General features: G+C 52.9%; 17 protein-coding genes. All 17 read left to right on the top strand.

Annotated elements, in window-relative coordinates:
* The first annotated feature begins 74 nt into the window (after window positions 1–74).
* The gene (locus LI015_RS11465; protein ID WP_002564551.1) at window positions 75–752 is read left to right on the top strand and encodes a response regulator transcription factor; all 678 of its coding nucleotides are present in this window, start codon (window positions 75–77) and stop codon (window positions 750–752) included.
* 26 nt (window positions 753–778) lie between these two features.
* A complete protein-coding gene (locus LI015_RS11460) occupies window positions 779–2,176 on the top strand; it encodes a sensor histidine kinase (protein WP_002564550.1) in 1,398 nt (465 codons plus the stop codon).
* 157 nt (window positions 2,177–2,333) lie between these two features.
* The gene (locus LI015_RS11455) at window positions 2,334–3,398 is read left to right on the top strand and encodes an ABC transporter substrate-binding protein (protein WP_002564549.1); all 1,065 of its coding nucleotides are present in this window, start codon (window positions 2,334–2,336) and stop codon (window positions 3,396–3,398) included.
* Between the two features lie 266 nt (window positions 3,399–3,664).
* Window positions 3,665–4,600, top strand: coding sequence for an ABC transporter permease (locus LI015_RS11450; RefSeq protein WP_002564548.1), 936 nt, complete (start codon window positions 3,665–3,667; stop codon window positions 4,598–4,600).
* Window positions 4,600–5,397 (top strand): ABC transporter ATP-binding protein, encoded by a 798-nt coding sequence (locus LI015_RS11445; RefSeq protein ID WP_002564547.1) that lies wholly within the window; start codon window positions 4,600–4,602, stop codon window positions 5,395–5,397. Before LI015_RS11450 ends, LI015_RS11445 begins: the two co-directional genes overlap by 1 nt.
* A gap of 164 nt (window positions 5,398–5,561) precedes the next feature.
* Entirely contained in the window at window positions 5,562–7,184 is a 1,623-nt protein-coding gene (locus LI015_RS11440) for a C40 family peptidase (protein WP_002564546.1), read from the top strand.
* Window positions 7,185–7,338: 154 nt separating this feature from the next.
* Window positions 7,339–8,115, top strand: a complete 777-nt coding sequence (locus tag LI015_RS11435; RefSeq protein ID WP_002564545.1) for a ClpP family protease — start codon at window positions 7,339–7,341, stop codon at window positions 8,113–8,115.
* A gap of 147 nt (window positions 8,116–8,262) precedes the next feature.
* Window positions 8,263–11,331, top strand: a complete 3,069-nt coding sequence (locus tag LI015_RS11430; protein WP_227125064.1) for a DNA translocase FtsK — start codon at window positions 8,263–8,265, stop codon at window positions 11,329–11,331.
* 178 nt (window positions 11,332–11,509) lie between these two features.
* Window positions 11,510–13,180: a formate--tetrahydrofolate ligase gene (locus LI015_RS11425; protein ID WP_002564543.1), complete on the top strand. Its 1,671-nt coding sequence runs from the start codon at window positions 11,510–11,512 to the stop codon at window positions 13,178–13,180.
* 97 nt (window positions 13,181–13,277) lie between these two features.
* Complete coding sequence (locus tag LI015_RS11420; RefSeq protein WP_118018975.1) at window positions 13,278–14,813, top strand: UDP-N-acetylmuramoyl-L-alanyl-D-glutamate--2,6-diaminopimelate ligase; 1,536 nt, start codon at window positions 13,278–13,280, stop codon at window positions 14,811–14,813.
* Window positions 14,794–16,227, top strand: a complete 1,434-nt coding sequence (locus tag LI015_RS11415; RefSeq protein WP_054355040.1) for a UDP-N-acetylmuramoyl-tripeptide--D-alanyl-D-alanine ligase — start codon at window positions 14,794–14,796, stop codon at window positions 16,225–16,227. Before LI015_RS11420 ends, LI015_RS11415 begins: the two co-directional genes overlap by 20 nt.
* Window positions 16,228–16,333: 106 nt before the next feature.
* Window positions 16,334–17,740 carry an APC family permease gene (locus LI015_RS11410; protein WP_117627462.1) on the top strand — a complete coding sequence of 469 codons (1,407 nt, stop codon included), beginning with the start codon at window positions 16,334–16,336 and terminating at the stop codon, window positions 17,738–17,740.
* 71 nt (window positions 17,741–17,811) lie between these two features.
* Window positions 17,812–19,134 carry a M18 family aminopeptidase gene (locus LI015_RS11405; RefSeq protein ID WP_117627461.1) on the top strand — a complete coding sequence of 441 codons (1,323 nt, stop codon included), beginning with the start codon at window positions 17,812–17,814 and terminating at the stop codon, window positions 19,132–19,134.
* Between the two features lie 137 nt (window positions 19,135–19,271).
* The gene (locus LI015_RS11400) at window positions 19,272–20,594 is read left to right on the top strand and encodes an MATE family efflux transporter (RefSeq protein ID WP_002564538.1); all 1,323 of its coding nucleotides are present in this window, start codon (window positions 19,272–19,274) and stop codon (window positions 20,592–20,594) included.
* Between the two features lie 632 nt (window positions 20,595–21,226).
* Window positions 21,227–21,835: a TetR/AcrR family transcriptional regulator gene (locus tag LI015_RS11395; protein ID WP_118018971.1), complete on the top strand. Its 609-nt coding sequence runs from the start codon at window positions 21,227–21,229 to the stop codon at window positions 21,833–21,835.
* Window positions 21,836–21,849: 14 nt separating this feature from the next.
* Window positions 21,850–22,686: a class I SAM-dependent methyltransferase gene (locus tag LI015_RS11390; RefSeq protein ID WP_002564536.1), complete on the top strand. Its 837-nt coding sequence runs from the start codon at window positions 21,850–21,852 to the stop codon at window positions 22,684–22,686.
* Window positions 22,687–23,109: 423 nt separating this feature from the next.
* On the top strand, window positions 23,110–25,419 hold the full coding sequence (gene priA, locus LI015_RS11385) for a replication restart helicase PriA (RefSeq protein ID WP_002564535.1): 2,310 nt from the start codon (window positions 23,110–23,112) through the stop codon (window positions 25,417–25,419).
* Window positions 25,420–25,438: the final 19 nt, after the last annotated feature.

The following is a 25,438-nucleotide window of genomic DNA, read 5'->3' as shown; positions in this document are numbered from 1 at the left end:
CATGAGGTGGATTTTACTTCAGTCTGGTATGCTGTTTACATAGGCTGTATGCCGGGAAAGGCGGTAGTTGGAAAATGGAACGGATTTATATTATTGAAGATGATGAAAACATCATGAATCTGTTGAAAATTGCCCTGGAGGGCTTTGGATATGCGGCGGAAGGGTTTGAAACCGCGGAGGAAGGCCTGGCCAGGATGAGGGAGGAAAAGCCGGACCTGGTAATCTTTGACTGGATGCTTCCGGGGATGGACGGCACAGAGGCCATCAAGGAGGTAAGAAATACGGAGCAGTTAAAATATGTGCCCATCATGCTCCTGACGGCCAAGGAAAAGGAGCTTGACAAGGTGGTTGGGCTGGACTGCGGGGCAGACGATTACATGGTAAAACCCTTTGGGGTTCTGGAGCTGTCGGCCCGCATCCGCAGCCTGCTGCGCAGGACCAAACGGGAGGAGGACAGGGATGTGTTGTTCTACCAGGACATCCAGGTCAACCGCAAGACCAGGGAAGTGTCAAGCGGCGGCCGGCTGGTAGAGCTTACACTGAAGGAATTTGAGCTGTTGGTTTATCTGCTGGAGAACCAGTCCAGGGTGGTGACCAGGGATGAACTGCTCAACCGCATCTGGGGTTATGAGTACGATGGAGAGACCAGAACCCTTGACATGCACATCCGCACCCTTCGCCAGAAGCTGGGAGAAGAGGGCGGTGCCTGCATTAAGACGGTCCGGGGCGTGGGCTACCGTATGGTGAGATAACATGACAGGAAACCAAGGAGGAAGACATGCGTAAAGCATTATTGGAACGTTTTATCCTGGTACTTTTGGCGGCGCTGTGTATTAACAGCGTCATCTTTTATATTGCCAGCAGCAAAATGATGTTAAAAAACTCCAAAAATGATATGACCTACACCATCAAGGCCGTGGACAGCATCCTGGATTATGACAGGGACTTAATGGAGCAGATGGAGCGCCTGGAGGCGTTTACGGACCAGGATTCCAGCAGGGTGACCCTTATAAAGTCGGATGGAACCGTTGTAACAGATTCTGACGCGGATGCCGAGTACCTGGACAACCACCAGGGACGTGAGGAGATACAGGCAGCCATGGAGCACGGGGAGGGGTATGCCAGACGCTATTCCAAAACACTGGGAAAAACCATGCTCTATGTGGCCTGCCGCTCTGAGTATTCAGACATGGTGCTCCGCCTGGCCGTGCCCTATTCCGGCATACAGGAATACCTTCCCATGCTGTTTCCGGCAGCCATTTTAAGCTTCCTTATGGCCATGGTCTGCTCCGTGGTGACCACCAGGCGCTTTGTGTCATCGGTCACCAGACCCCTGCGCGATATCTCGAAAGCCGTGATGAAGGTAAAGGGGGATTACACGGAGCTGCAGTTTGAAAGCTGCCAATACCCTGAAATCAACGTCATAGCCGGGACCATCATGAATATGTCAAAGGACGTAAAGGAATATTTAAGCCAGATTGAAAAGGAAAAACAGATTCGCCAGGAATTTTTCAGCAACGCGTCCCATGAGCTTAAGACTCCTATCACCTCCATCCAGGGCTACGCGGAGTTACTGGAGAGCGGCATGATTCAGGATGACGGCCTGAAGCTGGATTTCGCAAAGAGAATCAAGAAGGAGGCCGCTGGAATGACAGGGCTTATCAACGACATTCTGATGATATCCCGCCTGGAATCCATGGATGCCGAGGTAATGTTTTCCGATGTGAGAATCAGCGTGCTTCTCCAGGAGATCATGGACAGCCTAAAGCCGCTGGCCGCCTCCTGCCAGGTGTTTCTCCATGTGGACTGCAAGCCCCTGTGTATCCGTGCTAACCTGCAGCAGATGAAGGAGCTGTTTACCAACCTGGCCACCAATGCCATCAAGTACAACCGGCCCGGAGGCCAGGTGTGGATTACGGTGGGGGAACAGGGAGATGACATGCTGGTAAGGGTAAAGGACAACGGCGTGGGAATTCCAAAGGAAAGCCTGGACCGCATATTCGAGCGGTTCTACAGGGTGGATAAGGGCCGCAGCCGCAAACAGGGCGGTACGGGGCTGGGGCTGTCCATTGTGAAACACATCGTGAATTTTTACCATGGAACCATCCATGTGACCTCTGAGTTAGACAAGGGCACAGAGTTTACTGTCACCATTCCTCTCGATATGCATAAATAAGAATGGAAATATCTGCAAAAAACACCAGTTTTTCACTTTATTACTTTAAAATCACAGAAATTTAAAGTAATAAAATTGACGGCGCAATTTTTTTGTAGTATGATAGGAAAAGTCCTGACAGAGGACGAATTCTTATGTGGAAAGAGGAGATAGTATTATGAAAAAGACATCAAAAATCATGTCCCTGGTTTTAGCCGGCGCCATGGTTCTGTCCATGACGGCCTGCGCAGGCAATACGGCTGAAACCACGTCAGCTGCTGCCAAGACCCAGGAGACAGCAGCTGATACGGCTTCAAAGGCGGAGGAGACAACCGGGGCAGAGGCCTCAGAGAGTGAGACTGCTGCAAAGGCAGAGGGAACCACCTATAAGATTGGCGTACTCCAGCTGGTGCAGCACACCGCCCTGGACGCTGCCAATGACGGTTTCATTGCTGCTTTAGACGACGCTGGAATCGCTTACGAGGTTGACCAGCAGAATGCTTCCGGCGACCAGTCAGCCTGCCAGACAGTGGCGTCCAAGTTCGCCAATGAGAAGAAGGATTTGATTCTGGCCATCGCCACACCGGCTGCCCAGGCCATGGTGGGCGCAGTGGAAGATACCCCTGTCCTGATTACCGCAGTGACAGACCCGGCTGAATCCGGTCTGGTTGACACCAATGAAAAGCCGGGAGCAAATGTTACAGGAACCTCTGACCTGACTCCTGTGAAGGAGCAGATTGACCTGCTTAAGCAGCTGGTTCCGGAAGCCAAGACCGTGGGCGTGCTGTACTGCTCCGCAGAGTCCAACTCCAAGATCCAGGCTGACATGGCAAAGGAAGCCATTGCGGCGGCAGGCATGGAGAGTAAGGAATACACGGTATCCAGTTCCAATGAGATTCAGACCGTGGTACAGTCCATGGTAGGTGCCGTGGATGCGGTTTACGCCCCAACGGACAACGTAATCGCAGCAGGTATGGCCACAGTTGGAATGGTGGCAGGAGACAACAATCTGCCGGTTATCTGCGGCGAGGCAGGCATGGTGCAGAACGGCGGACTGGCTACATACGGCATTGATTATTACCAGCTGGGATACATGACCGGCCAGCAGGCTGTGAAAATCCTCACCGAGGGAGCGTCACCGGCTGATATGCCGATTGAGTACCTGCCGGCTGAGAAGTGCGAGCTGACAGTGAACGAGGAAACAGCCCAGACACTTGGGATTGATGTATCCGGATTAAAATAGACAGTCAGGCAGCTCAGGATGATACAGGCGGTGCTGCGGGGCAGAGACGGTGAAAACCGCTTTGGCCTGCAGCACCCTCTTTTCGGTCATCGGGCAAAATGGCGTCATCGGGCAAAATAGCGGCCATCGGATAAAATGGCGTCCGGCAAAGAAGGTAGATGGTTTGCTCAAGCTGTAAGGCTTCCGGGAACAGCGGTTTGGGCAAGCTATTTACATCATCAAATGATACAAAGGAATAGAGACGGAAAGGGAGGTAAATATAAGATATGAATTTTGCGAATCTGATGCAGGGCATGGGCCCCAATCTGTTAGATGCAGTGGGACAGGGCGTGCTCTGGGGAATCATGGTGCTGGGGGTATACATCACCTTCAAGCTTCTGGACATTGCGGATTTGACCGTAGACGGAAGCTTTGCACTGGGAGGCTGCGTCTGTGCCACGCTGATTGTGGGCAGGGGAATGAATCCGGTGGCAGCCCTGTTTATAGCCACCCTGGCAGGAATGGCGGCGGGTTTTGTGACAGGCATCCTTCACACGGTATTTGAGATACCTTCCATACTGGCCGGAATTCTGACCCAGATATCCCTGTGGTCCATCAACCTGTGGATTATGGGAGGAAGCAGCAACATTCCCCTTCTCAAGTCCAAGTCCATTGTGACCATGGTTTCTTCCGCCACGGGCTTTAACCAGGCCCAGGCGTCCCAGGTCATCGGCATCGCGGCAGCCATACTTATGGTTGTCGTGATGTACTGGTTCTTCGGCACGGAGATAGGCAGCGCCCTGAGGGCAACGGGAAATAACGAGGACATGATCCGCGCCCTGGGGGTCAATACCAAGTGGACCAAGCTGCTGGCACTGATGCTCAGCAACGGTCTGGTGGGCATGTCCGGCGCCCTGGTGTGCCAGGGGCAGAAGTACGCGGATATCCAGATGGGTACCGGAGCCATTGTTATTGGACTGGCAGCCATTGTCATCGGGGAGGTGCTCTTTGGCTGGTTCCGCAACTTTGCCCTTAAGCTGTCAGCGGCAGTCATCGGCTCCGTGATCTATTTTGTCATCCGGGCCTTTGTCATTAAGATGGGCATGAATCCGAATTATATGAAGCTTTTATCCGCCATTGTGGTTACCCTGGCTCTCTGTATCCCGGTAGCTGCCAATAAATGGAGGACCTACAAGGAATACTCGGAAGGGGGGAATGTATAATGCTGATCATGACCAATGTGCGCAAAACATTCAACAAAGGCACCATCAATGAGAAGAAGGCATTAAACGGCATTGACCTGACCCTGAACGACGGGGATTTTGTGACGGTCATCGGGGGAAACGGAGCGGGCAAGTCCACCATGCTCAACATGATAGCCGGCGTGTACCCCATTGATTCCGGAAAGATTGAGATTGACGGTGTGAATATATCCAGGCAGCCCGAATACAAGCGGGCCAAATACATTGGCCGGGTGTTCCAGGACCCTATGAAGGGCACGGCGGCCGGCATGGAAATACAGGAAAATATGGCCCTGGCTTTCAGAAGGGGCCAGAAAAGAGGGCTGGGATGGGGAATCAGGGCCAATGAGAAAGACTATTACCACGACCTGCTGACCAGGCTGGGACTGGGCCTTCAGAACCGCATGAGCAGTAAGGTGGGACTGCTCTCAGGCGGCCAGAGACAGGCCCTTACCCTTCTCATGGCAACACTGCAAAAGCCCAAGCTTCTCCTGCTGGATGAGCACACGGCAGCCCTGGACCCGCAGACGGCCAGGAAGGTGCTGGACCTGACTAATGAGATGGTGACGGAGCAGAACCTGACAGCTCTTATGGTGACCCATAATATGAAGGACGCTATCCAGATAGGAAACCGGCTTATCATGATGAATGACGGGCGGATTATCTATGACGTATCCGGCAGGGAAAAGCAGAACCTGACCGTAGAGGACCTTCTTGCCAAGTTTGCAGAGGCCAGCGGGGGACAGTTTGCCAATGACCGCATGCTGCTCTCAAAGTAATCCCTATCAGGCGGTAAAATTGCCGGTTTCCGGGGCATTTCATGTAAATACTTCGGGGACCGGCAAAATTTAAGAAATTTTTCACATTTTCGAGTCTGTTTTTATGATATACTTAACGTCATATGAGCTTTTATGGCGAATAATGAGTTGGAGATTATAGAATCATGCTTGAACATAAGGATTATCTATCGAGCCTGAACAAGGCCAGAAAAAAACGGAATCAACGTCTGGACCCCAGATACCTGGTGCTTCTGCTGGCTGCCATCGCAGCAGTGGGAATCATTGTGCTGGGAGTAAAGTCAGTCAAGAAGCCGGTATCCGGCAAAGCAGCGGGACCGGCCCCCACGGGACAGGTGGGAAACGCCACCCCGGCCCAGGCAGATCCGGCCGGTGTTTCCCCGGAGGAGGAAGCAGCTCAGAAGGAAGCCCAGGAGATTGACAATGTAATCAGCTCCTACAGCAATCTGGGTATCGTGCAGGTGTCCGGCTACCTCAACATAAGGGAGACTCCAAGCACTGACGGCAAGATCATAGGTAAGCTGTCAGGAGACGGAGCCTGCGAGATTCTGGCGACGGAAGGGGACTGGTCCCACATCACCTCCGGCGGGGTGGAGGGCTACATCAGCAACCAGTACCTTCTGACCGGAGACGAAGCCAGGGAAAAGGCAAAGGAGCTTGTTAAGCTGCGTGCCACGGTGACGGCGGACAACCTGAACATCCGTCAGGCCCCTGCCCTGGATCCGGGAAATGTTATCGGACAGGCCTTAAAGGGAGAGCGCTACGTGGTCAAGGGACTGGAGGACGGCTGGATTCAGATAGAGGAGGGATATATTTCCTCTGAATATGCTGAGGTGGCCTATTCCCTGAACGAAGGACGTAAAATGGATATGAAGGCCATGGCCATCAACCAGTATGACAATCTGGTGATTTCCAAGGTGAACAACTACCTGAACGTGCGCCAGGAGCCAAAGTCAGACGGCAAGATTATAGGTAAGATGACCAGCAAGGCGGCAGGCGAGATCCTGGAGACCCTGGACGGCTGGTATAAGATTAAGTCAGGCCCCATCATCGGTTATATCTCGGCAGACCCCCAGTACACGGCCACAGGCCAGGAGGCAAAGGATATAGCCATGCAGAACGCCACCCTCAAGGCGGTTATCAACACAGACGTGCTGAATGTACGCACGGAGCCCAATACGGAGGCCAAAATCTGGACCCAGATTGTAAAGGACGAGCGTTATCCGGTTGTGGCTCAGTTAGACGGCTGGGTGGAGATTGATCTGGATTCCGTGGATGAAGAGGACGGAAGCAAGGTGGATAAGGCGTTTATTTCCACCAGGGACAACAACGTGGAGGTGCGCTACGCGCTGAACGAGGCCATCAAGTTCTCACCTGCTGAGGTGGCGGCCAACAACGCGGCGTCCAGGCGTTCCAAAGTGGTGAATTACGCCCTTCAGTTTGTGGGCAACCCCTATGTATGGGGCGGAACCAGCCTGACTAAGGGTGTGGACTGTTCCGGATTCACCATGCAGGTCATGAAACAGTTCGGTGTGTCCCTTCCACATTATTCCGGCTCCCAGGCCAAGATGGGCAAGGCGGTTACCTCCGGCAACATGCGTCCCGGCGATTTGATATTCTACGCGGGCAGCGGCGGACAGGTAAACCATGTAGCCATCTACATCGGCAACGGCCAGGTAGTCCATGCGGCCAGCCGTAAGAGCGGTATCAAGATTTCCACCTGGAATTACAGGTCGCCGGTTGCTATCAGGAATGTGTTGGGCGACTAGATTAAAAAAATGGTATTTTATTCAGAAAGCCGGTCAGCAGTCTCTGCTGGCCGGTTATTTTTGCGCGAAACTCTGTAAAAGACAGCGCATATTTTATGGTTCACGGTGCAGACTATCCTTAATTGATGAATGTTCACGAAAGGGTGGTCTGATTATGGGACAAGGAAAAAACAACAGGAAAAAAAGAGACAGTCAGGCGGAAAACGGAAACGGACAGGTACGCCAGCAGGACGATGAAGCCAAAAAGCTTGAAAAGGAAATAGAAGAAAAGGAAGACAATAAGCTGGAGGAGTATGGCCAGGTCATTCTGGAGGACAACCGCAGGCAGAGGAAAATCCATCTCATCACGATCATTGGGGAGGTGGAGGGACATGAGAATTCCTCCGGGAGCAGCAAAACCACAAAATACGACCATATACTGCCGAAGCTGGCTGAAATAGAGGATGACGACAGTGTGGACGGACTTCTGGTGCTGCTTAACACTTCGGGAGGGGATGTGGACGCGGGTCTTGCCATCGCGGAAATGATTGCGTCCCTCAGTCTTCCCACCGTATCGCTTGTGTTAGGCGGAAGCCACTCCATCGGGGTTCCCCTGGCCGTGTCCACAAATTATTCCTTCATCGTGCCGTCCGGCACCATGATGATCCATCCGGTGCGGATGACGGGGATGGTTATAGGCACATCCCAGACCTACGAGTATTTTGAAATGATACAGGACCGCATACTCACGTTTGTATCAAACCATGCCGATATCGCCTATGACCAGCTGAGGGAGCTGATGCATAATACAAAGATGCTGACCAGGGACCTGGGCACTGTTCTGGTGGGAACCCAGGCCGTGGAGGCGGGACTTATCAACCAGGTGGGAGGCATCAAGGAAGCCCTTGGAAAGCTTTATGCCATGATTGATGATCGGGAACGCAGGCGGTAGATTCCGTCTTTTGAAACAATCCACTTGAATTTTAACCTCAAATATAGCATAATATAAGTTAACTGTATAAATGAGACAGCCTGCTGTGGGAATGGGAGGCTGATACGGTATGACAACTTGTAAGAGAATGACAGGAGGCTGTATCAAGTGGCTGAAACAACAAAACGACAGCAGAGTGGGAACAGAAAACCGGGAAGGCCAAAGGGAAGCACGTCCAAAAAGACAGGCACTTCCTCCAAAAGCCGCGGGACATCCGGAAAAAAGGCCTATGAACAGGATAATACGGAATTCATGAGAGCAGAAGTGGTCATCATCTGCTCTTTTGCTGTTGCCATTCTTTTATTTCTGAGCAATTTCAAGCTGTGCGGCGTGGTGGGCGATGTGCTGCGCGGAGTACAGCTGGGAATATTTGGAATGGTGGGATATCTATTCCCCATACTGATATTTGTGGGCACCTGTTTCCATCTGTCCAATCAGGGAAACATCCATGCTGCCATGAAGCTGGCAGCCGTGGCAGGGGCTGTGATTACGGTCTGCGGGCTGCTGCAGCTGGCCTTCGGTACGGTTCCGGCCGGCGCGAAGTGGATGGAATATTATAAGCAGTCCACCCTGACCGGTACGGGCGGCGGATGGCTGGGAGGCGTCCTTACCTCCTTCCTTACCATCGGACTGGGGAAGCCGGGAACCTTTCTGGTTCTGGTGGTCCTGTTCATCATCTGCATGGTATGCATCACGGAGCGCTCTTTTGTGTCTGCTGTGAAGCGGGGAGGGGACAAGGCTTACCAGTATGCCAGAGAGGATATGGACCGGCGCAGGGAGCTTCACGCCATACGGGAGGAGGAGCGCAGGCGCATCCGCGAGGAACAGAGGGTGAGGGGCGTTAATCTGAATGCCACCAGGCTGATGACACCTGAGGAAGAGGATTATGACGAGGAGGCATTTGACCGTGAGTTTGGAGCGGATCTGGAGGAAATGCCGGAAATGCCTGAAATGCCCGATACATACGAGAAGGACTGGGGCCCGGCCCAGACAGCCGGCGCAAAGGACAGCCTGCCGCCGGATGAGTTTGTGGGCAGGTTTGACCCGCCTTTGGAGCCGGGGACCGATGCCGGGGATTCCTACGACACGGATGAACTGGGGGCCCTGGCCAGGTCTATAGAGGGCCACAGCCGTTTGGGACGCCGGGAAGAAGCGCCGGTGGTCACCGGCATTCTTGTGGAGGACGAGTATGGGACACATGATGGGGAGGACTATGACACCATCCATGTGAAGAAGGATTTAAAGACCCTGGAGGAGATGGAGTTTCATGTCAGGTCCTCTGCGGACAGGGACGAGAATCCTGTAAACGGTTATGACCATGACCGGGGCCGTGAGGATACGGTTCCCTGGGAAGAAGAATATGGGACATCTGGGGATATGGCAGAAGGAGCTGCCTTGTCTGCTGAAAGCGCGGGTACGGCCGGCCTTCACGGGACAGGACTGCACGGAGCCGCAGACCATGAGGCGGGAATTCCTGAAACGGATGTTCCGGAAACAGATATCTATGAGACAGACCCGTCGGAACAGGGTATCAATTATGACAGCATATTTGTGCCGGAGGAGCCCAAGCGGGTGGTTACGGCATCAGGCAAGGTTATAGAGACTGAGACAGAACTTCTCCAGAAAAAGATTGAGAAGAAGCGGGAGGAGGCCGGACAGACCGATTCCAATATGGCGGTGGCCCAGGAAATCAAGGAAAAGGAAGAGGCAGTAAAGAAGGAATATGTGTTCCCGCCTACTACCCTGCTTAAGAAGGGGGCTAAGAATGCCGGTTCCTTTTCTGGGGATGAGTATAAGGCCACGGCCATTAAGCTGCAGCAGACTCTCCATAACTTTGGTGTTGGGGTGACGGTTACAAATATCAGCTGCGGTCCTGCTGTGACCCGGTATGAGCTTTTGCCGGAGCAGGGCGTGAAGGTCAGCAAGATAGTGGGGCTGACCGACGATATCAAGCTGAGTCTGGCTGCGGCGGATATCCGTATTGAGGCGCCCATTCCCGGCAAGTCGGCGGTGGGAATCGAGGTGCCCAACAAAGAGAACAACATGGTATACCTGAGGGATTTGCTGGAAGCGGAATCGTTTAAGAACCATAAGTCACGTCTGGCCTTTGCCGTGGGCAAGGATATCGGCGGACAGGTGGTGGTGACGGACATCGGAAAGATGCCCCATCTGCTTATTGCAGGCGCCACTGGTTCCGGTAAATCGGTGTGTATCAATACCCTGATTATGAGCATCATTTTCAAGTCCAAACCAGAGGATGTGAAGATGATTATGGTGGACCCCAAGGTGGTGGAGCTCAGTGTCTATAACGGAATCCCCCATCTGCTTATCCCGGTGGTGACAGACCCCAAGAAGGCCTCAGGGGCACTGAACTGGGCTGTGGCCGAGATGACGGACCGCTATAAGAAGTTTGCGGAGTGCAATGTCAGGGATTTAAAGGGCTACAATGAAAGAGTTGAAAAGATAAAGGATATAGAGGATGACAAAAAGCCGGTGAAGATGCCCCAGATTGTCATTATCATCGACGAGCTGGCAGACCTTATGATGGTGGCTCCGGGAGAAGTGGAGGATGCTATCTGCCGTCTGGCCCAGCTGGCCCGTGCTGCGGGAATCCATCTGGTCATTGCAACCCAGAGGCCGTCGGTCAATGTCATCACCGGACTGATTAAGGCCAATGTGCCGTCCAGAATTGCTTTTGCCGTGTCTTCAGGCGTGGACTCCAGGACCATTATTGATATGAACGGGGCCGAGAAGCTGCTGGGAAAGGGCGACATGCTCTTTTATCCGGCTGGATTCCCCAAACCCCAGCGTGTACAGGGCGCCTTTGTGTCCGATGAGGAAGTGGGCCGGGTGGTGGAATTCCTGACAGAACAGGGCATGGTGGCGGAATATAATCCGGAAGTGGAGAGCCGTGTCTCTTCCCCGTCCATGGACGGAGGAAGCGGGGCTTCTGAACGGGATGAGTACTTTGTCCAGGCTGGCAGGTTTATCATTGAAAAAGAAAAGGCATCCATCGGCATGCTCCAGAGGATGTTTAAGATTGGCTTCAACCGGGCTGCCCGGATTATGGACCAGCTGGCGGAAGCAGGGGTAGTGGGCGAGGAAGAGGGTACCAAGCCCAGGAAAGTGCTTATGAGCATGGAAGAATTTGAGGAACTGCTGGAGCAGGGGTATTAGAAACTGTTCCCTGAAAGCGCGGCGCATGCGGGCCGGAGCAGGGGAACAGGGGTGTATGGGGAAACAAGAGCAGCGGCTGCCGGCAAGGGCAGCAGCGGCCGGTGCTTTTGAATAAAACGTTGACGGACCTGCAAAGGCGGGAAACCGTGGGGCGTAATATAAGAGGAGGAACAAAAATATGAAATCAGATATTGAGATTGCGCAGGAGGCCGTGATGCAGCCCATTAAAGAAGTGGCTGCTGCTTACGGAATCGGGGAGGATGACCTGGAGCTTTACGGTAAATACAAAGCAAAGCTGACAGATGAACTCTGGGAGCAGGTAAAGGACCGTCCCAACGGAAAGCTGGTGCTGGTAACAGCCATCAATCCAACACCGGCAGGAGAAGGAAAGACCACCACCACGGTTGGTCTGGGCGAGGCATTTGGAAAGATGGGAAAGAAGGCCATCATAGCCCTCAGAGAGCCTTCCCTGGGCCCCTGCTTCGGCGTTAAGGGAGGAGCAGCCGGCGGCGGTTATGCCCAGGTTGTGCCCATGGAGGATTTAAACCTGCATTTTACAGGTGATTTCCATGCCATTACCTCCGCCAATAACCTGTTGGCAGCTCTCTTAGACAACCATATCCAGCAGGGCAATGCCCTGGGGATTGACCCAAGGCAGATCCAGTGGAAGCGCTGTGTGGACATGAATGACCGCGTTCTGCGCAACATCGTGGTGGGCCTGGGAGCAAAGGGAGACGGCATGGTCAGGGAGGATCACTTTGTCATTACAGTGGCTTCTGAAATCATGGCGATCCTGTGCCTGGCAGACAACATGGAGGATTTAAAAAACCGTCTGGGCAAGATTATTGTGGCCTATAATTTTGCAGGAGAGCCTGTGACCGCAGAGCAGCTCCATGCAGTGGGCTCCATGGCAGCCCTCCTTAAGGAAGCGTTAAAGCCCAACCTGATCCAGACCCTGGAGCACACAGGCGCCCTGGTACACGGAGGCCCGTTTGCCAACATCGCCCACGGATGCAACAGCGTGAGGGCCACGAAGACAGCTCTGAAGCTGGCAGACGTGGTAGTGACAGAGGCCGGCTTCGGTGCTGACCTGGGAGCTGAGAAGTTCCTTGACATCAAGTGCCGCAAGGCAGGGCTTAAGCCGGACGCAGTGGTTCTGGTGGCTACGGTCAGGGCCCTTAAGTACAACGGCGGCGTGCCCAAGGACCAGCTGTCAGCTGAGAATCTGGAAGCCCTTGAAAAGGGCATTGTCAATCTGGAGAAGCACATTGAGAACCTCCAGAAGTTCGGCGTGCCTGTGGTGGTTACTCTCAATTCCTTCATATCCGATACCGAGGCAGAATATGCTTATATCAAGAAGTTCTGCGAAGACAGGGGATGCGAGTTCGCTCTGTCCGAGGTATGGGCAAAGGGCGGCGAGGGCGGCATTGCCCTGGCTGAAAAGGTAATGGAGACACTGGAGAACAAGCCAACCCAGTACCATGTACTCTATCCGGATGAGATGAGCCTTAAGGATAAGATTAACACCATTGCAAAAGAGATTTACGGAGCAGACGGCGCTTCCTTTGCACCGGCCGCTGCCAAGGCATTAAAGCGCATTGAGGATATGGGCTTTGGAAACCTGCCGGTGTGTATGGCCAAGACCCAGTATTCCCTGTCGGATGACCAGACCAAGTTGGGGCGGCCCGCGGGCTTTACCATCAATGTAAGGGATGCCTATGTATCAGCAGGAGCAGGCTTCGTGGTGGCGCTTACAGGTTCCATCATGACCATGCCGGGACTTCCGAAGAAACCGGCAGCAGACAGCATTGATGTGGATGAGAACGGTAAGATTACCGGACTTTTCTAGGAAATGGGCCTGGCCCGGCGCATCCGAAAAAGGAGCGCCGGGCCAGGATATATTTTGGCATAATATAAGTTGCACGAAAAAGAAATGAGGTATTGATATGATACTTAGAACCTGGTTGAATGAGCTGGATTATGAACTTGTCAGAGGAAGCCTGGATGTGGAGGTCACAGAGGTGGTCTACGACTCCAGAAAGGCAGTGCCCGGAGCTGTGTTTGTGTGTATGGCGGGGACCCGGGTGGATTCCCACCGGTTTGTACCGGATGTGCTGCGCGCTGGCGTCCGCGTCCTTGTGACGGAGCGGGACATTGAGGAGGAATTGGCTGCCTCAGGACTTGCGGAGGATGAGATGGGCCGGGTGACAATACTTAAGACAGCAGAGGCCAGGAGAGGCCTGGCTCTTCTCTCGGCAGCCAGGTTCGGTTATCCTGCGTCCAAAATGATTACCATTGGCGTGACGGGAACAAAGGGAAAGACCACCACCACCCATATGATAAAAGCCATTCTTGAAGCGGCAGGAAAAAAGGTGGGGATGATAGGCACCACAGGCACGGTGATCAATGGACAGGTGACCCCTACCATGAATACCACGCCGGAATCCTATGAACTGCACCAGTCCTTTGCGAAAATGGCGGAGGCAGGCTGCCAGTATATGATTATGGAGGTGTCCTCCCAGGGAATCAAGATGCACCGGGTGGACGGCCTCGCCTTTGATTACGGCATTTTCACCAATATATCCCCGGACCACATCGGGCCGGATGAGCACGCTGATTTTGCGGAATATCTCTGCTGTAAATCACGTCTTTTGAGCATGTGCAGGATAGGGCTGGTAAACTTAAACGACGGGCATTTTAAAGAAATCGTAAAGGACGCGTCCTGCCGGCTTTATACGTACCGCGTAAAGGAGGACGGGGAGACGAAGGCAGACTTTGAAGCCTCAAACGTCCGGTATGTGTCCCGGCCGGATTTTGTGGGCACTGAGTTTGATGTCACAGGGAACCTGGACATGGATGTCCGTCTGGGAATTCCCGGCCTGTTCAACGTGGACAATGCCCTGGCAGCCCTGTGCGTATGCTCCTTCCTGGGACTTCCAAAAGATAGGATTGTCCACGCCCTGGAGCACATACGTGTCAATGGACGTATGGAAATCGTCCACACCTCATCCAGGTGTACGGTCCTGGTAGACTACGCCCACAATGCGGTAAGCATGGAGAGCCTTCTTACCACCCTGCGCCAGTATCATCCCAGGCGGCTGGTGGTGGTATTTGGATGCGGCGGCAACCGTTCCAAGGACAGACGCTACTCCATGGGCGAGATTGGAGGAAGGCTGGCCGATTTAAGCATCATCACGGCAGACAACTCCAGGTATGAAAAGGTGGAGGACATCATGGCGGATATCCGGGGAAGCATAGAAAAAACAGGAGGGGACTTTGTTGAAATTCCTGACAGAAGGGACGCAATCCGCAGCAGCATCCTTCATGCGCAGCCGGGGGATATGATAGCTGTCATCGGCAAAGGACATGAGGACTATCAGGAGATCAACGGCGTGCGCCATCATTTCCTGGACAGGGAAGTCATTGAAGAAACCATAAAAGAGTTGGGAGACGAGACACAGTATGACAGGAATAACGGTTAAGGAACTGCTTGAAGCCACAGGAGGAAACCTGCTGCATGGCCAGGAGGATCAGCATGTTAAACACATCAGCCTGGATTCCAGAAAAATGGAGGGGGATGACCTGTTTGTGCCCATAGTGGGTGAGCGGGTGGACGCCCACCGCTTTCTCTGCCAGGCAATTGCCAGCGGGGCGGCCGTGGTATTTACCAGCGAACATCACTGCGGGGAGGATGTTAAAGCCTGTGTCCGGCAGCAGTGCGGGGAAAACAGGGAGCAGGAGAGGAAAGCACTTCAGGCAGCGTGGATTGAGGTGTCTGACACGAAGAAGGCCCTTCAGGACCTGGGGAGTTTTTGCAGAAAACGCCTGCGTCTTCCCCTGGTGGGAATCACGGGAAGCGTGGGAAAGACCACTACCAGGGAAATGATAGCGGAGGCCCTGAGCGCCGGATTCAAGGTCTATAAGACACCAGGCAACAGCAACAGCCAGGTGGGGGTGCCCATTACCATTGCGGAGATCCCGCAGTCTGCTGAGATTGGCGTCATTGAGCTGGGAATGAGCGAACCCGGGGAGATGGAGCGTATTGCCAGGGTGGCCAGGGTGGACTGTGCCGTCATGACCAACATAGGAATAGCCCACATCGAACAGCTGGGATCACAGGAATGCATTCTGGAGGAAAAGCTCCATATCCAGGAGGGAATGCCGCCAGAGGGCATATTGTTCTTAAACGGCGACGACCCTCTTCTGGCCTCAGTGGTTCCGAAGGAGGGCAGGAAGAAGGTGCTGTACGGACTGGGCAGGGACTGTGACTACAGGGCAGAGGACCTGCACCTGGAAGAGGGGTATCCCGTGTTCACGGCGGTTCACGGTGACTGCAGGGTCCGGGTGCGCCTTAAGGTTATGGGAAGCCACATGGTGAGCAATGCCATGGCGGCCCTGGCAGTGGCGGATACATACGGGCTTTCCATGGAGAAGGCGGCCCTGGCCCTGGGACAGTTTAAGGGCTACAAGGGACGCCAGCAGATATTTGAATGGGGCGGCGTCACTGTCATTGACGACAGCTACAATGCCAGCCCGGTGTCCATGAAGGCCGGACTGGAGGTGCTGGACAGCGTGAAGGGAGAACGAAAGATTGCGGTCTTGGCCGACATGAAGGAGCTGGGCCCGGATACGGAAAGGTTCCATGCCGAAATAGGCGCCTACATAGGAGAACATCCACTGGACATGGTTCTTTTGCTTGGAGAGCTGGCAGCCTGCATTGGCAGCGGAATGGATGAAGCCCGCGCAGCGACGCCCCATATTGAAATAGACAGTCTGGCCCAGGCAGAAAAGTGGCTGGACGAAAACATAAGGGAGGGCGACTGCATTCTTTTTAAAGGCTCCAACAGCATGAAGCTGTCCGAGGCAGTAAAGCATCTGAAGGAAACCAGGTCATGATTCTATCTGAGTGCTTATATCTTTCCCTCATTTTGGGAAGAATGTACGATATGGACAGAAATGTCACAGAAAGTACATTCTGAATGAGATAAGGAGAAACATTGTGATGCAGCAGAAAGATGATAAAAAGATTCTCTGGCATACCCTGGCTTTTATGGCTTTTTCAACGGTCTGGGGATTTGGGAATGTGATAAACGGATTTTCGGAATACGGCGGATTAAAGGCCATTGTATCCTGGATTCTTATATTTGCCATTTATTTTGTGCCCTATGCCCTGATGGTGGGAGAGCTGGGATCCACCTTCAAGCATGCCGGAGGCGGGGTCAGCTCCTGGATTCATGAGACCATAGGGCCCAAGATGGCTTACTACGCAGGCTGGACCTACTGGGTGGTCCACATGCCCTATATATCCCAGAAGCCGAATTCCACTGTGATTGCAGCCAGCTGGGCCCTGTTCCAGGACAAGAGGGCCAGCGGCATGAACACCACGGTGATGCAGATTCTGTGCCTGGTCATTTTCCTGTTTGCCATGTATCTGTCCGGCAAGGGGATGGGGGTGCTAAAGAGGCTTGCCACATTGGCAGGTTCCGCCATGTTCATCATGTCCATGCTGTTCATTGTCATGATGGTGGCTGCTCCGGCCCTGACAGACGGTGCCTTCTTGGCCATTGACTGGTCCCCTTCGTCCTTTATACCGGATTTTAACGCCAATTTTTTTCTGAGCCTTTCCATCCTGGTTTTTGCGGTGGGAGGATGTGAGAAGATTTCCCCCTATGTAAATAAGATGAAGGATCCTTCCAGGGATTTTGCAAAGGGCATGGTAGCCCTGGCAGCCATGGTGGCCGTGACCGCCATCCTGGGCACCATTGCCCTGGGCATGATGTTTGACTCCAATCATATTCCCCAGGACCTGATGACCAACGGAGCCTACTACGCGTTCCAGAAGCTGGGTGAATATTACCATGCGGGGAATTTCTTTGTGGTGGTATACGCGCTGACCAATCTGATTGGACAGTTTTCCGTTATGGTCCTGTCCGTGGACGCGCCCCTCAGAATGCTTTTGGACAGTGCGGATTCCCGCTTTATCCCCGGCAAGATGTTTGAGAAAAATGAACACGGCACCTATGTGAACGGACACAGGCTGGTGACGCTCATTGTCTGTGTGCTGATTGTGGTCCCTGCCTTTGGCATCAGGAACGTGGACGCTCTGGTGCGCTGGCTGGTCAAGGTAAACTCGGTGTGCATGCCCCTGCGATATCTGTGGGTCTTTGTGGCATACATTGCCTTAAAAAAGGCCGGGGATGCGTTCTGCGGCGAGTACAGGTTTGTGAAGGGGAAAACAGCAGGCATCCTGGTGGGCGGCTGGTGCTTTCTATTCACGGCCTTTGCATGCCTGACAGGTATTTACTCAGAGGATCCCTTCCAGCTGGCTCTGAATATCGTGACTCCCTTTGTGCTGGTAGGACTTGGGTTCATTATGCCATGGATGGCAGCAAAGGAGAAAAAAAGTTAAGCTTCCCGCATTGCCGTGGCGATGTCTTTATGGTACAGTAGAGGAGAAATAAGAGACAAAGGAGATATCATATGAATATAGACAAAGAAGACTGCTTAAGCACAGCCAAAGAACTCATCGGTTTTCTTGAAAAAAGCCCCACCTGCTTCCACGCGGTACAGTCCATTGCGGACTGTCTTGAGGAGGCGGGCTTCACACAGCTTCATGAGGGAGAAAAGTGGGAACTCACAGAGGGCGGCTCCTACTATGTGACCAGGAACGGTTCATCCATTGTGTCCTTTAAGGTGCCGGGAAAGGCATTTTCCGGTTTCCAGATCATGGCCAGCCACAGTGATTCCCCCTCCTTTAAAATCAAGGAAAATCCGGAGATGGAGGCAGAGAACCACTATGTGAAGCTGAACGTGGAGAAATACGGCGGTATGCTGTGCGCTCCCTGGTTTGACCGTCCCCTTTCCGTGGCAGGCCGTCTGGCAGTGAAGGAGGGAAACCGCATTGCCACAAAGCTGGTAAAGGTGGACCGCGATCTGCTTATGATACCAAACCTGGCCATTCATTTTAACCGTGAGGTCAATGAGGGCTATCAGTATAATGCCCAGGTAGACATGCTGCCCTTATACGGCGGTGCGGACGCAAAGGGAACCTTTATGGAGACTGTGGCTGAGAGCGCAGGGGTCAAAAAGGAGGATATCCTGGGACACGATCTCTATCTCTACAACCGTGTGCCCGGAAGTATCTGGGGGGCCGGCGGGGAGTTCTTATCCTGCGGCCATTTAGACGACCTGCAGTGCGCATTTTCCACCTTGAAGGGATTCTTGGAGGGCGGTCATCCGGAGTGTGTAAGTGTTCACGCGGTATTTGACAATGAGGAGATAGGCAGCCTGACCAAGCAGGGAGCTGACTCCACCTTCCTGGAGGATGTGCTGAGGCGGATTAACAGCGCCATGGGAAGAAGCGAGGAGGAGTATTTGATGGCCATTGCCTCCAGCTTCATGGTCTCCGCTGACAATGCCCACGCAGCCCACCCCAACCATGGAGACAAATCAGATCCCGTAAACCGTCCCTATATGAATGAGGGAATCGTCATCAAATACAGCACAAAGTATGCCACAGACGGACTTTCAGCTGCCGTGTTCAGGGCACTGTGCCAGGAAGAGGGAGTACCCTGCCAGGCATTTACCAACCGTTCCGACAAGGCAGGAGGCTCCACTCTGGGAAATATTTCCAACAGTCATGTGGCTGTGAACACAGTAGACATCGGACTGCCCCAGCTGTCCATGCATTCCCCCTACGAGACAGTGGGAATCAAGGATACCTGTTATCTGATTCGGGCCGCAAGGAGGTTCTACAGCACCTCTATGAAGGCCATGGGTTCCGGGAGCTACGAAGTGCGGTAATGAATGCAGAAAAACAATAAAGGGCAGGCCCTGGCCTGTCCCACGGATACCCAGCCACAGACCTGAGAGGAAAAAGCGCCTCCGGGTATTATGGCTGGGTATTTGCTGGAACTATGAGAGAAAGAGGAACGTAAGATATGTTTTCCAGAAAACAAATGATAAAACTTCTGGCCCCCCTTATTGTGGAACAAATCATGGCAGTGCTGGTGGGAATGGTGGACGTGGTGATGGTGGCCGCAGTGGGGGAATCCGCGGTCTCCGGCGTTTCCCTGGTGGATTCCATCAGCGTCTTAATCATACAAATCATGGGAGCCCTGGCTACCGGAGGCGCCGTTATTTCGGCCCAGTACCTGGGCAAGGAGCAGCCCAGGGATGCCAGAAAGGCAGCCGGGCAGCTGGTCCTGGTGACCTTGCTTCTCTCAGTCATCATTGCCGGGACAGCTCTTGCAGGGGGACGCCACCTGCTGGGGGGTATATTTGGAAAAGTGGAACAGGACGTAATGGACAACGCCCAGACCTATTTCTGGATCACAGCCCTGTCATATCCCTTTATCGGACTCTACAATGCCTGCGCAGCCCTGTTCCGTTCCATGGGCAACTCAAAGGTATCCATGATGACTTCCTTTGTCATGAATATGATTAACATTATAGGAAATGCAATCTGCGTGTTCGGCCTTAAGATGGGTGTGGCCGGAGTGGCCTGGCCCACCCTCATAAGCCGTGTGACAGCAGCCTTTATGATGTTTGTCCTTATACAGAACCGGAACAATACCATTCGTCTCAACAGCTGGAAGTTCCTGATTCCGGACCGCCATATGATAAAGAATATCCTGTCCATCGGAATTCCCAACGGGCTGGAAAACGGCATGTTCCAGTTTGGCAAGATATTCCTTCAGAGTCTTGTCTCCTCCCTTGGCACAGTATCCATAGCCAGCTTTGCCGTGGCCAGTAACCTGGTGACCGTGCTCTATCTTCCGGGAAATGCCATCGGTTTAGGACTGGTGACCATAGTGGGCCAATGCGTTGGCGCAGGCCGTCTGAAGGAAGCCAAGAGCGACACCAAATCCCTTATTATGGTGGTCTATGGAATCCTGGCCGTATTCAGCACAGCCATGGTCATCTGGTCCGGTCCGCTGGTGGGAATCTATCATCTGTCCCCCCAGGCAGCCCTTATGGCCCGTGAGCTGATCCTGATCCACAGCATAGCCATGGTTATATGGCCCCTGGCCTTCACCATCCCCCATGCCCTGAGGGCCTCCTTGGACGCCAAATTCACCATGGCAGTGTCCGTATTCTCCATGTGGGTATTCCGTATCGGGTTTGCATACCTCTTTGTATACATATTCGACCTGGGACTTTCCGGGGTATGGTACGGCATGTTCATTGACTGGATATTCAGGGCATTGATGTTTTCGGGAAGGTTTAAGGGGTTTGAGAGGAGAGCGGGGGTTGTGGAGTGAGAGGATTGGGAGGTTGCGGGAGGCGGTGGAATCGCGTCCGTGGGAGCAAGGGGGAAGGAACCTGGGGATACGGCTTCGGGGCAAGTCCGGTCTAAGGGGCTGGAAAACGGCTAAAAGCAAGAGTCAGACCGCCCAAACTCGCTGCGCTCAGACAGCTGTGCGGTCTGACTCTTAACGCCTTTTTCCACCCCCTAAGACCGACTAAGCCCCTGCAGATGCATCCCCAGCTTCCTTCCCCCTTTCTCCCACCCACTACGTATAATAGGTCTCCCGGTACTTCACTGCACAATCAGAGAAATGGGTGTACCTTCCTCTGGGTATTTCCTGATGCTGTTTAAAATAGAAAATGATTGTTTTGCTGGTGGGTGCGGTTAATTCCATTGCGGATGGATGAACCGCACTTTTTAGTGAGGAAGGGGGAGTGTAAATTATAAAATATTAAATAAATTATAAAATATTGAATAGGGCTTGACAGTTGTTGATTGCTGTGTAACAATGGTTGTATAACATTTGTTACATAACGTTTTGGCACAAATTTTGTGACATATCGGATGTGGTGCAACTGATGGGATGCATGTGATGGTACATGTGTAAAGCTGCTGATATAATATGACAATGAGCGAGGTAAGCCGATGCCGCCTAAAGCGAAGATTACGAAAGAGATGATTCTGAATACGGTTCTGGAGATTACAAGAGAGGCAGGATTTGAGTCTGTTAATGCCAGAAGTATTTCAGGCAGATTACAATGTTCCACGCGGCCTATTTTTACATGTTATGAGAACATGGAGGAATTAAGAAAGGAATTTCTTGACTTTGCATATGAGTTTTACAGTCAGTATGTGGAGAGTTACAGCAGTTCGGAACACATAAATCCATGTCTGGTTCTGCCGCTTTCGTACATTGAGTTTGCGAGAGAGGAGACGAATTTGTTCAGGCTGTTGTTTATAAACCATATGGATTTGAGTATGGCGGAGCCAAAGGATTTTTATATGGAGGCAGGCAACGGGGAGAGGGAAAGGGTATTTTCTGATACAATTGGAATCGAGCCGGAGCGGGCAAAGGCAATCTTTATAGATTTATTTCTTTATTCCCACGGCATAGCGGTTTTAGCAGCGGCGCAAAAAATAACACTGGACAGAAGCCATATAGAAAAAATGGCTGCAAACATGCTGACAGCTCTCATAAGACAGGAAAAACCGGACTGGACCTTATCCGTTAGCGGTATAACCGAATCAATATAACATAGGGGTGCGATATGAAGACAAATCCATACATCATTGATTATTATAATAACTATGACGAGGACAGCCGGCTGAGCCCAAGGCATGGGACCGTGGAATTTCTTACAACCATGCGTTACATAGAAAAATACATAAAACCCGGCAGCCGTGTTCTTGAAATCGGAGCAGGAACCGGCCGGTATTCCCATGCGCTGGCGCGTCTGGGATATACAGTTGACGCAGTAGAACTGGTCCCCCATAACATAGAAGTATTTTGCAGTCATATGCTGCCGGCAGAACATATAACAATTACCCAGGGCAATGCGCTGGACTTATCAGCCTTTTCGGACAACCAATACGACATCACACTGCTGTTAGGGCCCTTATACCATCTATACACAAAAAAAGACAAGCGCCAGGCGCTGGGCGAGGCCATCCGCGTCACAAAACAGGGCGGCATCATCTTTGCAGCATACGTCATATCCGACGGCTGCCTTCTGGACGAAGGATTCAACCGCGGCAATATCAATGCAGCCGAATACATAAAAAACGGCCTGCTGGACCCCGAAACATTCGCCGCCAAATCCGAGCCCAAAGATCTGTTTGAACTTGTGCGTAAAGAAGACATCGACGATTTGATGTCCATATTCCCGACAACACGCCTGCATTACGCAGCATCAGACGGCTGTGCGCTGCTCATCCGGGAAGCAATCGACAAAATGGATGATGAAACATTCCAATTATACTTAAAATACCACTATGCCACCTGCGAACGCAAAGACCTGACAGGCATCACCAGCCATGCAATTGACATATTCCAAAAACAAACCACTCACCCCAAAACAAGCCCTAAAACAAGCCAGTCCCAATAAGGATTATTCCCAGCGAGCAGTATCTTTCACTCCCTTGGCGGGGAAGAACCAGCAAACGTCAAAAGAGCAGTGGGTGAGAGGGAGGCGGACGGGGGCGGGAGTGAATTTGGAGCGGTTCGCAGGGACTTAGGCGGCGGGGCGGGCCAGAGGGGAGGTTGCGCAGGGCGCTCAACGCCCGGAGCAAAGTGAACACGGAGCAGAACTCATCAAGAGTTCTGCGCAGTTTTCGCGATCCTCCCCTCTGGCCCGCCCCGGCGTCTTAGTCCCTGCCGCCGCGAAAACCATCACTCCCGCCCCCGTCCGTCTCCCTCTCACGGACGCGATCCCCCATCCCCGTTTGCGTCCCCTTCCCCCATTTGCATTTTATTCAATTCTCATGTATAATAACCAAGTACAAAATAACAAGACAGACAGGTGACGTAAGTGGCGCATAGATATGCCAGTATTATCATAGATATTTCCCATGAAAATGTGGACAGGACATTCCAGTACAGGATACCGGAGGAGCTTCAGGGAAAGATTCAGGTGGGGCAGCAGGTCCGCATACCCTTTGGGCAGGGAAACAGACAGCGCAGGGGCTATGTGGTGGATCTGACGGACCAGGCCCAGATAGATGTCCATAAACTAAAAGATGTGGCTGGGATTGTGCAGGGAAGCGTGGCTGCGGAGTCCCAGCTTATTTGGCTGGCCTGGTGGATGAAGGAGCGGTATGGCTCCACCATGAATCAGGCGTTAAAAACAGTCCTGCCTGTAAAACAAAAGGTCAGGGAGGCTCCCAAGCGGAGAATCCGTACCCTGGTGGACAGGGGTGTGCTTGAAGAACTGGCGGAGGAAGCCGGGAGAAAGAAGCATAAGGCAAAGCTGCGGCTTTTAGAGGCGCTGCTTCTGACAAGCGCTATTCCGTATGAGGAGGCTATGAACCGGCTGAACCTTACGCCGTCAGCCATCAAGCCTCTTTTGGAGGCCGGCGTCATTGCCGTGGAGGTGGTGGAAAGGTACCGGAATCCCCTGGAGGAAATGAAGCTGCTTATGGGCAGCCGGGAGAGGAACCAGGCTGTTTCGGATGATCGGGAATCAGGACTGTGGGGCGCGCCCCCTGAACTGAATCCGTTTCAACGGGAGATCGCGGATGCTGTCATAGGGGAATACGACCGGGGAATCCGGCGTACCTATTTGCTTCACGGGGTGACGGGAAGCGGTAAGACGGAAGTTTACATGGAGCTCATTGCCCATGTGCTGTCGGCGGGACGTCAGGTGATTGTGCTGATTCCGGAGATTTCACTTACCTGGCAGACCGTGATGCGGTTTTACAGCCGTTTTGGCAACCGGGTATCGGTTATGAATTCCCGGATGTCTGCCGGGGAACGGTACGACCAGTATGAACGGGCCAGGACAGGCGATATTGACATTGTCATTGGTCCGCGTTCCGCCCTTTTTGCCCCCTTTGAAAACCTGGGGCTTATCATCATTGACGAGGAGCATGAAAATGCTTATAAAAGCGAACTGTCCCCGCGTTATGATGCCAGGGAGGCGGCCGCAAAGCGGGCCCAGATGAACGAAGCCTCACTTGTGCTGGGGTCAGCCACCCCATCCCTGGAATCCTACACAAGGGCTATAAGGGGAGAGTATGGGCTTTTTACCCTGAAGGAGAGGGCAAAGGAGGATGCCTGCCTTCCCCTGGTTGAGATCGTGGATTTGCGGGAAGAATTAAAGGAGGGGAACCGCTCTATTTTCAGCAGGCGCCTTAAGGCTCTGATAGAGGAACGGCTGGAGAAAAGAGAGCAGGTCATGCTGTTTATCAACCGCAGGGGCTATGCCAATTTTGTGTCCTGCCGTTCCTGCGGCGAGGCCGTCAGATGCCCTCACTGCGACGTGACCTTGACACTGCACCGGGATGGGCGCATGATGTGCCATTACTGCGGCTACTCCATTCCCCAGCCCAAGAAATGTCCTGTCTGCGGCTCCCCGTATATTGCGCCTTTTGGCACCGGGACCCAGAAAATTGAGGCAATGGCGGCAGAGCTTTTCCCCAAGGCCAGGATTCTCAGGATGGATTTGGATACCACCTCAAAAAAGGGAGGCCATCAGGAGATTCTTTCTTCCTTTGCCAGGGGAGAGGCGGATATACTCATAGGCACCCAGATGATTGTCAAGGGCCATGATTTTTCAAAGGTGACCCTGGTGGGGGCCCTGGCAGCGGATTTATCCCTTTATGCCTCGGACTACAGGTGCGGGGAGCAGACCTTTGCCCTTCTGACCCAGGCAGCCGGACGGGCGGGAAGAGGGCAGCTGGCCGGAAATGTGGTGATACAGACCTATCAGCCGGATCATTACAGCATACGCACTGCGGCCACCCAGGATTATGAGAGCTTTTACAGCCAGGAGATGGCTTACAGAAGGCTGCTGGGTTATCCTCCGGCAGTGGCCCTGCTCACCGTGCAGATGGCGTGTCCTGCAGAAGGGACCCTGGCGCAGACAGCGGATCTGGCGGCAGGGTGGGTGCAGCAGTGGGCGGACCGCATGGAGCGGGAAAAAGTACAGGGATACAAGTCTTTCCGGCTCATAGGACCGGTCAATGCAGCGGTATACAAAGTTAATGATATTTATAGAAAAATTTTATATATTAAGCATGAAAATTATGATATACTGATACAGATTAGGAAAATGACGGAAGAGGGCCTGAAGGGGTTAGAAGGCCGTGATGGACTGACTGTGCAGTACGATTTAACATGATGAAGGAGATTGAAAAGAG

The organism is Enterocloster sp. 210928-DFI.2.20 (genome assembly GCF_020554465.1).
GTDB lineage: Bacteria > Bacillota > Clostridia > Lachnospirales > Lachnospiraceae > Enterocloster > Enterocloster bolteae.
This window is presented reverse-complemented; position numbering and strand designations above follow the sequence as displayed.